This is a genomic window from Bifidobacterium sp. ESL0820 (assembly GCF_052606235.1).
This window is the reverse complement of the sequence record NZ_CP199594.1, coordinates 1,574,481-1,587,601: the sequence shown is the minus strand read 5'-3', so window position 1 is coordinate 1,587,601 and position 13,121 is coordinate 1,574,481. Positions and strand designations below refer to the sequence as shown.

At 52.7% G+C, this 13,121-nt stretch carries 8 protein-coding genes and 2 pseudogenes; 2 read left to right on the top strand and 8 right to left on the bottom strand.

Annotation, left to right across the window (positions count from 1 at the left end):
• Positions 1-747: 747 nt before the first annotated feature.
• The 8 genes and pseudogenes from ACUIAH_RS06240 to rpmH all read right to left on the bottom strand — a co-directional run bounded on the left by ACUIAH_RS06240 (position 748) and on the right by rpmH (position 9,483).
• Complete coding sequence (locus ACUIAH_RS06240; RefSeq protein WP_445340699.1) at positions 748-2,340, bottom strand: ParB/RepB/Spo0J family partition protein; 1,593 nt, start codon at positions 2,338-2,340, stop codon at positions 748-750.
• Between the two features lie 4 nt (positions 2,341-2,344).
• A complete protein-coding gene (locus ACUIAH_RS06235) occupies positions 2,345-3,292 on the bottom strand; it encodes a ParA family protein (RefSeq protein WP_045925192.1) in 948 nt (315 codons plus the stop codon).
• Positions 3,293-5,349: 2,057 nt separating this feature from the next.
• Entirely contained in the window at positions 5,350-6,231 is an 882-nt protein-coding gene (locus ACUIAH_RS06230) for a 16S rRNA (guanine(527)-N(7))-methyltransferase RsmG (protein WP_445340698.1), read from the bottom strand.
• 540 nt (positions 6,232-6,771) lie between these two features.
• Positions 6,772-7,308: pseudogene (locus tag ACUIAH_RS06225) on the bottom strand (Jag family protein); the annotation flags it as partial.
• Between the two features lie 177 nt (positions 7,309-7,485).
• Complete coding sequence (gene yidC, locus ACUIAH_RS06220; RefSeq protein WP_045925058.1) at positions 7,486-8,508, bottom strand: membrane protein insertase YidC; 1,023 nt, start codon at positions 8,506-8,508, stop codon at positions 7,486-7,488.
• Positions 8,509-8,510: 2 nt separating this feature from the next.
• Positions 8,511-8,822, bottom strand: a complete 312-nt coding sequence (yidD, locus tag ACUIAH_RS06215) for a membrane protein insertion efficiency factor YidD (RefSeq protein ID WP_045925193.1) — start codon at positions 8,820-8,822, stop codon at positions 8,511-8,513.
• Between the two features lie 107 nt (positions 8,823-8,929).
• Positions 8,930-9,322 (bottom strand): annotated as a pseudogene (gene rnpA, locus ACUIAH_RS06210) (ribonuclease P protein component); the annotation flags it as partial.
• 26 nt (positions 9,323-9,348) lie between these two features.
• Entirely contained in the window at positions 9,349-9,483 is a 135-nt protein-coding gene (rpmH, locus tag ACUIAH_RS06205; protein ID WP_015022700.1) for a 50S ribosomal protein L34, read from the bottom strand.
• A gap of 331 nt (positions 9,484-9,814) precedes the next feature.
• Here rpmH and dnaA point away from each other — a divergent pair, with 331 nt between their 5' ends.
• Positions 9,815-11,560, top strand: coding sequence for a chromosomal replication initiator protein DnaA (gene dnaA, locus ACUIAH_RS06200; protein ID WP_144084807.1), 1,746 nt, complete (start codon positions 9,815-9,817; stop codon positions 11,558-11,560).
• Between the two features lie 414 nt (positions 11,561-11,974).
• On the top strand, positions 11,975-13,099 hold the full coding sequence (gene dnaN / locus ACUIAH_RS06195; RefSeq protein ID WP_445340697.1) for a DNA polymerase III subunit beta: 1,125 nt from the start codon (positions 11,975-11,977) through the stop codon (positions 13,097-13,099).
• The last annotated feature ends 22 nt before the right edge of the window (positions 13,100-13,121 follow it).

Sequence of the window (13,121 nt, the reverse complement as noted above, 5' to 3'; positions counted from 1 at the left end):
GCCTGATACGCCCTGTAAACAAGAATTTACGTGCCTGGCAGTTTACGATTGCCAGGCACATCGTTTATTGACCATCACAGCCGCCTATTCAGCTGCCCTTAATTGTCCAATGGCCACGACGGAATAGCCCGCTCAATAGGAACATCACTGACCTTACAGCTGCTACTATCGCCCCCACTGAAATAACTGCTCCCCGCTGAGGAGACATTGCACAACCCAGCCCCCCTCGCCACATCGAAAATTCCTAAAGGCCCTGCCAGCTCAGGTATACTATCGCCCTACCAGACAAGAGCGATGCTTGCTCTAGAACCATCTTTAAGCGGTGAAGACTCACCTATCTAGCTGACACACACAAGCCATTCCAGTATGCTCCACTAGCTGGCTGGCTAGTCAACGACTCACCGCACGCCCCCACTATTGGAGGCACTCATCCATCTATGACAGCTAAAGAGCTGAGATACCGATCGAATCTGATGTCGTGAGCCCGCAACATAATCTGATTGCTCGGTTAGCAGTCATTCGGAATCCGACAGTTAGGCAGCGTATATATTGCACACAGCCTTTCAACACCGATATATCTGTGCAGAGAATGGCACATACTAACGGCATTCAACCATCCCGGGTTTAAGACAAATGCAGCGATTGCTCATCAGCTCATACAAAATCAGATCGAGCTATGAAACAATCGCTTGCCTTATCGGCAGGGTTTGGTTGAGCAACCCCTGCGGCCGCAATTTCAGAATGGGATCAAACCCAGCCTTTGTCGCCTGAATGACTGCTATTACTCGCGGATTGATCCTTTTCCAGGAGTATGGCAACAATGCGGTCCATATCTTCAGGCGAAGAAAACACGATTTCTATTTTCCCGTGCTTTTTAGTGCCCTTAATAGCCACCTTTGTATCAAAGCGGCTTTCCAAATCTTGGCGTACAGGACTATCTACCCATGCGTTGACCCTAGGCTTTTTTGCTCTCTTCTTCGTCTGCCCGGTCTGCAATGCTACGAGTTCCTCCGTAGATCTTACCGACAGTCCTTCAGCAATGATCTTGTCCGCCAGAGCCGTCATGGATTTTTCATCTGGCAAAGTAAGTAGGGCACGGGCATGTCCAGCTGACAACACCCCGGAGCTTACTTTTTTCTGCACACTTGGAGGCAACTTCAACAATCGAAGCGTGTTGGTGATCTGAGGTCTGGACTTAGAGATTGACTTAGACAAACCGTCCTGAGTCAAGCCGAACTCATCGATCATTTGCTGATAAGCCGCTGCTTCTTCCAAGGGATTAAGAGCTACTCTGTGGAGATTCTCGAGCAATGCATCACGCAACATGGCGTCATCGCTCGTTGTTTTCACAATTGCAGGTATGGTATTTAAGCCAGCCAACCTAGTAGCACGCCACCGACGTTCGCCCATTATGATTTCATAATGGGTTATTTGCCCCAGATTAGCGTTTCTCTGGTTTAAAAGCTGGCCCGATTGCTCTTCACTAGTCTTAGTGTCAAATGCTTCGGATTTACCTCCTGCACTGGCAGCTGAAGCTGTTTTATCCTCGACTGTTCTTGGCCGGTCTGCAAAAGTTGATTTTCGCACCACTATGGGCTGCAATACACCGACTTCCTTGATGGAGCGGGACAGCTCCAACAGTTCATCTTCATCGAAAATCTGCCGCGGTTGCTGAGCATTGGGCCTAATGTCGTCCACACGCACTTCAGCCAAATACCCGCCTTGGACAGGCTTCAGCTCCTCTTGGCTATTGCCCTCCGCTTTATTTAGCCCACTATCATTGTCGATAGCAGCTGCACGGTTAATGCTTTGCCGAGTTTCCTTTGTCCGAAGGTCATCAACCTCTATCGATCCCGCAATCGGCGATGTTTCACGTGAAACATTTGTCGTCGTAGAACCGAAGAATAGATCACTTGGATGCTCCAAGCTGCTGATGGATGGGACAGACCTGCGCTTGGTAGCCCTCTTCGAGGATGATGTTTCACGTGAAACATCACCGTCGAGCGACTTGGAAATACTGACTCGCTTTTGTCCTGTGTTGGTATGTTTACGACCTCTTTTAGACAATCTTTCAGAATCCACGAGCTCTGAGCTAGCAGGATCCGAATGCCTGGTTCTTCTTTCTGGTTTTGCCTCGCCTTTTGCTGTGTCGTCCTTCTCTAGGCGCTTTCGTCCATTCGACTCCGCACCCAAACCTTGAAGAGTAGGCTGTTTATTGCTTGGATTTGGTACTTTGTTATCTTCTCGCCGACTATTGCCAGCATTGGTTTCATCATCTTCACCTGGCAGGGCAGGGAATAGAGCCCCCAAGCCTTTGCCTAACCGTGAACGGCTTGTCATGTCCTCACTCCCCCTGTCTTCTATTAGCAATATGTTCCAGCACTTGCTCGGATCTCTGCGCGATTTCTAACGCTGCCTCTTCATAAGCGATAGCGCCGGCTCCCTTAGGGTCGTAGGTGACAACGCTTTGCCGAAAGCTGGGAGCTTCAGAGATTTTGACAGAACGCGGAATGGTCGTATTCAGCACTATCTCTGGATAGTGTTCCTTGACTTGATCAAACACTTCTTTGCTGAGCAACGTCCGCCTGTCGTACATCGTCAACAACATGGTGGAGATTACGAGATAAGGATTATAACTTTGCTGAACAAGTCCAATAGTATGCAGTAGTTGTTGCAGTCCTTCAAGAGCATAATACTCAGCTTGCACTGGGATCAATACTTCGTTGACTGAACACATGGCATTCAGAACTAGCAGTCCGAGACTAGGTGGGCAATCAACGAGAACATAGTCATAGTGTTGGTGACAGACTTTGAGATAGTCGGCAACTGCTTTTTTCATCAGCTGATTACGGTTGGGCATATCCGCAACTTCCAGTTCAGCACCACTTAGATCGATAGAAGATGGGACCACCTCGAGGTTGGGGAATTCAGGGGAAACCACCTTAACGTCATCGATCCCAAGACGACCCTCGAGCACATCATATGTTGATGGTGTACCAGACTCATGGGCCACACCCAACGCAGTAGAAGCGTTGCCTTGTGGATCCATATCGATGACCAGCACCTGTTCATCGAATTCAGCAAACGCGCATGCCAGATTGACTGTGGTAGTGGTTTTCCCTACCCCGCCTTTTTGATTGGCAACGGCAATGAAGCGAGTTTTTGAAGGATGAGGGAATTGAGCCTGACGTAAGGCCTGATAACGTGCAGAAAGATCTGCCATTTCCGCACCGGACACCGAACCTGATCCGTCAGCGAATATTCGATTCAGAATATCCGTTGCTGACTCCATACCTGATGCGTTCGGCGTACTTTGCTCACCGCTATCCGAGGTATTTCTCGTAACGGGTTTCACCTTCTTCGATGCGGCCACGAACCTTCCTCCTTTTGATAACAACTCAATTTTCCCGTCCTAGTTGGACATGTCAGAATAACCGCTAGTTACACACAGCCGTTGTTCATAACTGTGGATAAGTGTGGATAGTTACATTGGTGCCTCCAGCGCTGTCGCTTTCTATAGATTATTAGCTTTGCCTTGTGATTATTGACAATTCTGGCGCTACCCACAAGGCGGCATGGTCTACAAACGATAATGTGGATAATTCATTTGTGAGGTCTAAATTGTGCATAACTTAAAAATCGGGAATCAATAAATTCACTACATCACTTAAGCATGCAATACTATTCATGGGACTTGTCAATGAATACATCAACCTGTTGGATAGCGGTTATAACACTGCTTCAACGCTCCTATTAAACCTCTTGGCGACGGACTTTGTACAACTGTACTGCAGAGTAGTGTTTCACGTGAAACATCTCTATTGTCTGGGAAGTACTATTACCTTGTTGATTGTTGGCTCACGTAGTTACGTGCTTTAATCTTGCCTGCTGTACATTCAAAGCCTGTCCTTCTACAAGCATTCAATATTACGGATTCAATAGACACTTCTCAATTTTAAATTATAAAAATGTATTTATGATTGTTAAGCGATAGGTCTCACTAACCGATAAGCGTCGTATTCTACCTGGTGCAAGTGTGGTTGTATAAAGGACTCTAAGAAAGAGATCACAGACCAGCCGTTTTTTAATGAAGATATAGAAGCTAGTGCCATATTCTTTCACATGTACTCCAATAACCATGATCTAGATTATTGAATTCCGCATCGATTGTTTCACGTGAAACATTGCAGACAATCTCCACTAAGAAATCATCCACTAGGATCAGCAACAACTGAATCAGGTCATGGCTAAGATGCTGCTGAATATAGCTGTCTCGGATACCTCTCTTGGATACCTCTCTCCTATGTCACATACCCTCAGCGATCAACTCAGGTATTAACTTGTGACATCGGTAAGCAACGAAGCATGGTTTTTCTTTTTAGGGTTAAATAAAATGTGTATTTACAATGTTTCACGTGAAACAATCTCTGGTGCACACATCAGGAACTAGCGAATATCTCTCTTGTGCTCAGTGCAGCCCTCCCCCTCTATCTCCAACATCAGAACAATATTCGGTGTTGAAAAGTGATTCCGGAGTTTATCCGGGGCTGACCAATCGATTACTCCAGTTATCGCTCATACATGTACAAAGATCAATATTGCTCTGTAAGTGTTAATGATCAGACAACGAAGGGCGATACACAGGTTCAAACACGTTAAATCCCCTGTATGTAATGGAACCTGCAAATGAACACACCATGGCGAGTATAAATAGAATTGTCTACGCAAGAACTGGGTAAAACAGGTCAATTTATAGATCACTGAGCACCAAAAGGACAACATCGCCAGAGACGGTTAATCAAGCATCAGAAAGTTAGCGGTATATCAAGTTCGAAGATATATCCCATACAATTAGCCCAACGATGTACGGGAGACAAAACCAGTATCAACTAAGATTCAGAGCGAAGCAACCGGAAGATACAAAGCGTTGTGCTTAATCGCAAATGAGACAGGCATGACTATTTCAAATATTATGATTATGTATAAACAGCTGCAGCCTTACTCCTTGACACAGGATAGAGGCTGGAGTGTCAAAGTTCATAAAAGCTCCGGAGTGAAAACCATTCTAAGGGAGGCAATACAGGATCACAAGTGTGCTTGCACTCCCCTTAACTGAGCATGGCGCCGATCACGATAAGGAGGCAGCCACTCATGTTTCTGTCCGAAAAGGCAGTTTCAATCAAGAAGAGTTGTTCAATAATTTCTCATTAGCTTTGACATGGCTCTGCTCGAATGCCGATAATTTATTCTCTGAGGTAGCAAATTCCTAAGTTGCCTGATTTTTATCTCGCTATTAGGTAAATGCTCTGACAACGCAGTCATAAAATAATGTTGTATCGACGTCGTGTATTAGCGTTTGTCCACAAGAACTACGTGGGTTTCTTCAAGACCAGGTGCAACTGGAGCCTGGCTGACCCGTGGATTCACTCCATGATATTTTTTTATCTCTTTGGCAGCTTTATCAAGCTCATTTTGCGCCGAACGGCCTTTAAGGGCAATAAGCTGACCCCCTGATCTCAAGAGTGGCAGGGTCCACCCAGCGAGCTTTGTCATAGGTGCTACAGCCCGGCAGGTCACGACATCAAAAGTCTCAGGTACTGAAGGCGTGGAACCTACCCTTGCCAGACTTTCTCCGCCCATCGCTGCCGATGATTCAGGACCACTCACGGTTTGCTGACTATCACCATTCCTGGTGGTGACCAAAGTTGAAGAACCATGGCCAGAAACAGAATTGGACCCTTCCTCGCTTCGGCGACGACCATGACGGTGGCCTTGTGAAGCTCTTTTCTTGTGCCGATTCGATGCGTGAGAGGATCGCGGGGCCAGATCCTCTGCACGTTTGCGAAGCACTGAGGCATTAACCAGGTGCAACTCATCAATGACTTCCCGCAACCAGAGCACACGCCGCTCCATTGGCTCGACAAGCACAACACTGCACTGCGGAAGACACGCAGCTAGCACAATGCCCGGAAAGCCCCCACCAGAACCTATATCTGCCACCGTTGCTGCCTGACCATCAGTAGTCAATCGTTCTCGCACAAAAGGCACAATGGCAGCTGAATTGAGTATGTGCCGTTCCCAAATAATGTCTTCATCGCGAGGGCCGATGATGCCCCTCTCCACACCCTCACCTAAGAGCTTGTCGTGAAAACGCTGCATGGGTGCCAAAGCATCGCCGAGCACCTGCCTCAAAAGGGGACTATCGTTCAGTTCATCATCCACAACAGCCATTTCAACTCCTCACATTCACATTCGACGCGCAGTCAATCACAGCCACAGACCCCGACAGCGTCATATGTCTTGCATCTTGCATCCAGGAGATTCCACCATGTCAACATCGGAAACCACTGGATTCCGAAGGCAGTTACCAACATAGATTTTTCAACTGCAAAATAGCGTCGAAGGCACACATCAGTATCCTAACGGAACCAGCATAGGAAGCGGCCTCCTATAGAGGATGACCAACCAAGATCATTCCGAATTAAGCAGCATGGCAAACTCAGCATCGTCATGAGCCAGACAAGGCAATACATCTGACAGATGGCACGACCCTGGCCGATAGCACAGCAAACTTAGACAGTCTGTCTGCAGCAAACAATGAAACAATCCAAACAAGGCTGACGTCACCAATACTTCATCGGCGCACAGTCCTACTTGGTTCTGCAATCACTCCCTGTCCGCGCCAGCAGGATCGTCATCAGCCGCGTAGTCAGCCGAATCATCGGCCTGATCGGTTTCATCCGAGTCCAGCGGGGCATCATACCCGACTGGTTCGTCCTCAACATCGTCAGGCAGGTCCTCGTCTTCGTTCTTGGCCTTCAGGTAGACGGTGACGTACCGGTGGGGCTCCTCGCCGTGGGAGCGTGACTTCAGCCCCTCCTCTCGGACCATGTCATGGACGATCTTGCGTTCGAAGGAGTTCATGGGCTTCATATTGACGGGATCGCCGGTCTCACGAACCTCGTCGATCACATCCAGGGCCTGCTCACGAAGATGCTCGCGCTTGCGCCGCAGGAAGCCGTCCACATCCACGATCAGATGGGAGCGCTCCCCTATCTTCTGCTGCACGGCCAGCCGCGTCAGCTGTTGCAGGGCATCCACCACCTCGCCATCCTTGCCGATCAGATGCTTGATATCCGTGTCGTCGTCAGCCACAATCTGCACGGTCGGACGGTGGTTGCGCACCCCCATCTCGATATCGCCCTCGTAATCGACGATGTCCAGCAACCCCTCCAGATAGTCGGCGGCGACATCCGCCTCCTCATTGAGTTGCTCGATGGTCTTTCCCTGGTCCAGAGACTGAGACATCTATGCTCTCCTTACACGCGTTTACATCCGATTCATAACCTCAGGTCCACTGGATTCCTGGTCACCAATCGAGTGTCCAGTATTGAGGATACACGGACGTGATGATTGCAGACTACTCCAGTATCCGCCCGACCGAAAGCTTGGTCACCGCACCGGCCACCGCTGCCAGTGGCTGCATCAACGACCGCGACGCTTGCGGTGGGGCTGAGAACGCTGGTGGGAGACGTTCTTGTTGTTGCGGGCTTCCTCCTCCAGCCGCTTGGCCTCCATCAGCTGCTCCTCCTCCAAAGAGGGCAGCCCCTGGCGCTTGCGACGAGCGTTCTCACGGCGGTGGTCCCGCTCCTCCTTGCTCTCTGCGGCCGGCGAGCCCGGCGTAGGCATATGGCGGACCTGGAAGAGGGTTCGGCCCAGATTCCAAAGGTTGTTGGTCAGCCAGTAAATCAGCACGGCGAAGGGGAAGTAGATGCCTGAGAAGATGTACATGACCGGGAAGATGAAGGCCATCATCTGCTGCATCTTGTACTGCTGTCCCTGCATGGCCGACCTGGGCATGTTCCGCCGGACGTTGTGGAACTGCGAGTAGAACATGGCCAGGCACATGAGCACGATGAAGACCACTATGACTATGCGGCCCGCACCCTGGGCGGACATGAAGTTGTCCGAAATCCGCAGCCCGAAGAAGGTGGTCTCCTCGAATTCTCGCGCCACCTGTCGGTTGAAGGCTCCAAGGGGCGCCCGCTTGCCCCGGGCGATGAAGGGCACAGCCGAAAGCACGTAGAACATGGTCATGAAGACCGGGCCCTGGACCAGCGCGGGCAGACAGGAACTCATGGGGTTGGCATGGTTATCCTGGTAGACCTTCATGGTCTCCCGACTCATGGCCTCTCGGCTGGCTGGATCCTTCTTGTTGCGGTACTTGTTCTGGATCTTCATCAGCTTGGGCTGCAGGGCCTGCATCTTTTGCATGGATCGCAGCTGCTTGATGAAGAGCGGCAGCACGCAGAGGTTGACGACCAGCACCAGCATCACTACCGAGAGCGCCCAGGCCACCCCGGGACCCTTATGGAGCCCGATCAGGGTCAGGAACTTGTGGCAGTAGGTCATGATGTAGGTCATGAGCCACTCGATGGGGTAGAGGATCTTATAGAAGAAGCCGTATATGCCCGTATCGAAAGTGAAAGTGTCGTTGTTCTGGAACATTGTCAGGCCGTCTCCTTGTCTGGGGCCATGGGGGTCAGCCGGGCCTCCTCATGGGCCTTGGACCACGGGAACCGATAGAAGATGGAAAACCTCTGGGGCACGTCATCGATCCCGCCGTTGTTGAAAGGCGTGCAGCGCAATAGCCGCAGAACGGCCAGGATGGTTCCACGCAAGGCCCCGAACCGCCTCAGAGCGGTCAGAGCGTACTGGGAGCAGGTCGGGTAGTAACGGCACCGCGGCGGCGAGAGGGGTGAGATATGGCGCTGATACCAGCGGACTGCACCCTGCAGAGCCCGGGAGGCCAGGCCGCTCATGCCCTGCATCCTTCATTGGCTTCCAGCCGTTGAGCCGGTTGACGCTTGGACCCGACGAGCTGCAAACCTGATTGCATTCGCCCTTCAGAGCCGCCGGCAATCTTGCCAGTCTTGCGCATAAGGTCACGGAAGAGCCTGTCCACTTGCTCCTCCAGCTGCTCATAGGTGGCTCTGGCTGCGCTGGGCTTGGCGCGCATGACCAGATCACAGGAGGATGGCAGCAGGCCCTCCTTGGATCCGGCAAGTTGCCTGAATCTGCGCTTGACCTTGTTCCTAGTCACGGCCTTGCCTACATTTTTGGATACAGCGAGCCCCATGCGGCGTCTGCCCGCAGGCAGGATGTCATGCCGCCCTTCGTGCGCAACCGATGCCACCGGCAGCGGGGTCACCGTCTGGTCAGATCCAGGGATCAAATAATGAATGACCAGATCCCGGCTGCTGACCCGATGGTGTCGCCTGAGCACCGCCGTGAACTCCCGGTGGCTCCTCAGCCGTTCCACCTTTTGCGAAAGGATCGAAATCCGATTCAGGCGGAGAGCGTCCGACGGCCCTTGGCCCGGCGACGATTGATCAGAGCGCGGCCAGAGCGGGTGCGCATGCGAGCGCGGAACCCGTGCTTCATGTGACGACGGCGGTTATTGGGCTGGAATGTCCTCTTCATAATTCGTTGCTCCCGTGTGTAGACATACTCGAGTACGGCTCGTTATGAGTCAAGCTATATCACGGTACACAGGAGCCGGGACGGAGTCAAACAGGCATCCGCCCGTCAGATGACAAGGACCTCCTCGTATCCTGCACAAACCCTGTCATGGCGCGAGAAAGCGCCTCCTCACTTATCCACAAATTACATCACTGTTATTCACATTCAGCGCAGACACAACACGCTATCCTGTGGATAACCACGCAAAGTCGGTGTAACAATGGGCTACTGTCGACTTTGAGAGAAGCAGGAAACACGGGAAATCCGTCGTCGAGAAGAGAGGAGCACACTGATGGCGCAGGATCCGCTGGATGCCGCTGCCCAGGCCAAGAGAATCTGGGATGCGGTCCTGCAGGTGCTCCGCTACAGCAGTTCGCTGACCTCCAGGGACAAGGGCTGGCTTGAAGACATCACCCCCGAGGCGGTCTTCGGCACCACCATCGTTCTGCGTGTCTCCTCCAAGGCCACCCAGGAAGCTATTCAGGGACCGCTCAGCCAGCCCGTCCTCAGCGCATTGCAACTGGTCACCAATCAGGAAATGTTCCCGGCCATCAAAATCGTCTACCCTGAGCAGATGGCCAAGCAGATGGCTGCCGACCAACAGAACGACCAACGCGCATCCGCCATGGCTGGCTCCGCCCCGGGAAGCGGCGAGTTCCGTCAGGTCCCCGGCCCAGCCCAGGATCCATACGGCGACTACCAGCGCCAGAACAGCACCGGCCGATCCTCCTCCGGCACAGAGACCCGTTCAAATTGGAGGCCTGAGACCGCAGGGACCGCCAAAACCCCGATCGTCTCGGCCAATGATTTCCATCAGGGCACCTACGTGCCCATGACTTTGGACATGCAGGCCGAGCTGTCCGAGTCCTCCCCTGCTACAAGGTCCACGGCCAGCGCCGATGCCGATCAGCAGGCCGAGGCCGAGCGGACAACGTCTCGGCCCGCTTTTACCGTGCCTCGTTTCCCCATGAGCCAGAACCGGGTGGAGCGCGATCCGCAGACTCATCTGAACAAGAACGCCACTTTCGATACCTTCGTCCCAGGCGACTCCAACCGCTTCGCACGGACCGTGGCCCTGGCCGTGGCCGAAGGCTCGGGCCAGGACTTCAATCCCCTGTGCATCTATGGCAGCTCAGGCCTGGGCAAGACCCATCTGCTCAACGCCATTGGCAACTATGCCCTGGTCAAGGATCCTTCGCTCAAGGTCCGGTACGTCAACTCGGAGGAATTCACCAACGAGTTCATCGACGCCCTGCAGAACTCAACCCAAGGCTCGGGCCAGATCGCAGAATTCAACCGCCGCTACCGGCAGGTGGATGTGCTCCTTATCGATGACATCCAGTTCCTGGGGGGCAAGGAAGCCACCCTGGACCAGTTCTTCCACACCTTCAACGCCCTGCACGACGCCAACAAGCGCATCGTCATCGCCTCGGACGTGGCCCCCAAGAATCTGAAAGGCTTCGAATCGCGACTGATCTCGCGCTTCGACTCGGGCCTGACCGTGGACGTCAAGCCGCCAGACCGGGAGACCCGGGTGGCCATCCTGAGAATGATGGCCTCCATGAACGGGGTCAGCATTCCCAACGAGGTCCTGGATCTGATCGCGGAACGCTTCACCGAGAACATCCGAGAGCTTGAGGGGGCTCTGACTCGTGTCACAGCCGTGGCCAGCCTCAATAACCAGCCAGTCACCACGGCCTTGGCTGAACAGACCCTGCAGGACTTCTTCTCCACGGACGTAGAAATCAAGCCCACTGACATCATCTCCCAGGTGGCCAAGTACTTCCATCTGACCTTTGACGATATCGTCGGCCGTACGCGCACCAAGAACATCGCCCTGGCCCGCCAGATCGCCATGTATCTGGCCCGGGAAATGACCAGCATGTCCTTGGTAGACATCGGCGAGGTCTTCGGCGGCCGCGACCATACCACAGTCATGCATGCCTATACGCGCATCTCCAATGAGATGCAGGAAAAGCGGGAGATTTACAACTACGTCATGGAGCTGACGGTCCGGCTCAAGCAGCCTCAGAACTGATGCGACACGCAGGAACCGGTGTGGATCGACAGAAAAAGATATCCACCTTCTTATCCCCAGATGTGGGCAAACCTTGGGAATAACCCACCGATTTTCCGGGGACAAGTGGTGGATCTACAGCGAATAACCACCATGCTTTTGTGGATAACTCAGCAAAAATCCGTCCTTGTGGATAATTTGGCTTTTTAGTCACATCGATCTCACCACTTATCCACAGCGCCTGGATGAGGTATATCCACCGCGTTGCAAGGATTTGGAAACTTATCCACATCATCCACCGAGCTTATTACGATGACTCTATGTATATTTATGCAACAATCATCGTCACATCCAAGCACACGTCTTCACTCCAACCACATCCCCTGACCTATTCGATAGAATGATCCCAGTTCATTCATCGACAAGAAGGCTCCCATGAAAGTAGAAGTGAATTCATCCGCACTCTCGGATGCAGTGGCTTGGACCACCCGCATCATCCCCTCCCGACCGGCTTCGCCGATTCTGGCGGGCGTGAGAATGGAAGCCTCGGACGGAACATTGAAACTTTCTGCTTTCGATTATGAAGTTTCAGCGAGAAACCATATCGAAGCAGGCATCGACGAATCCGGAACGGCTCTAGTTCTAGGCAAACTTCTGGCGGACATCACTAAATCACTGCCATCGGAGAAGACCTACCTGTCAACCGAAGGGTCCAAGATGACCATTACTTCGGGCAAATCCACTTTTTCCCTACAGCTGATGCCTGACAGCGAGTATCCCGACCTCCCTGCCGTTCCCGAACCCATGGGCCAGGTGGATGCTGAGACCTTTATCCAATCCATCTCCCAATCCATCGTCGCTGTCTCCCGGGAAGAAAGCCGGCCAGTCCTGACTAGCGTAAAAACCGAAATCAACGGGGACAAGGTGGTCATGACCGCCACCGACCGTTTCAGGCTGTCCCGTTCGAGCTTCACCTGGACTCCTCGCGACGCTGATTTCTCCACCTCGATGCTGATCCGCGGTTCCTTGCTGCGAGACATCGCGCGCTCCCTCGACGAACACCAGAACGTAACCATGGATTACGAGGCTGACAACCCCACCATCATGGGCGTGGAAAACGCTGGCAAGGTATCCACCACCCAGTTGATTGATGGGGAATTTCCGGCCGTGGATCGTCTCTTTTCGGACGAGTACCCCATCCAGGCGGTCATCGCTCGGCAGGATCTGATCGACGCCATCAAGCGCGTGGCTTTGGTCGCCGAACGCAACGCCCCTATTCGCATGGTCTTTTCCGGCAATGAGGTGACCCTGAGCGCAGGCACGGCTGACGAGGCACAGGCCCATGAGGTTTTGCAGGCGGATCTAGATGGCGAGGACATCACGGTGGCTTTCAATCCCAGCTATCTGATCGACGGGCTGGGTGCCATCGCCGAGCCCTATGTCCGCATCAAAATGACCTCGGCGGTCAAGGCCGTGGAGTTCAACGGCCAGCAGGAGCAGGATTCCGAGGAGTCCATGGACTACCGGTACCTGCTGGTGCCCATGCGTTTCAACAACTGACACCCGGGCAGGTTCGAGGAAC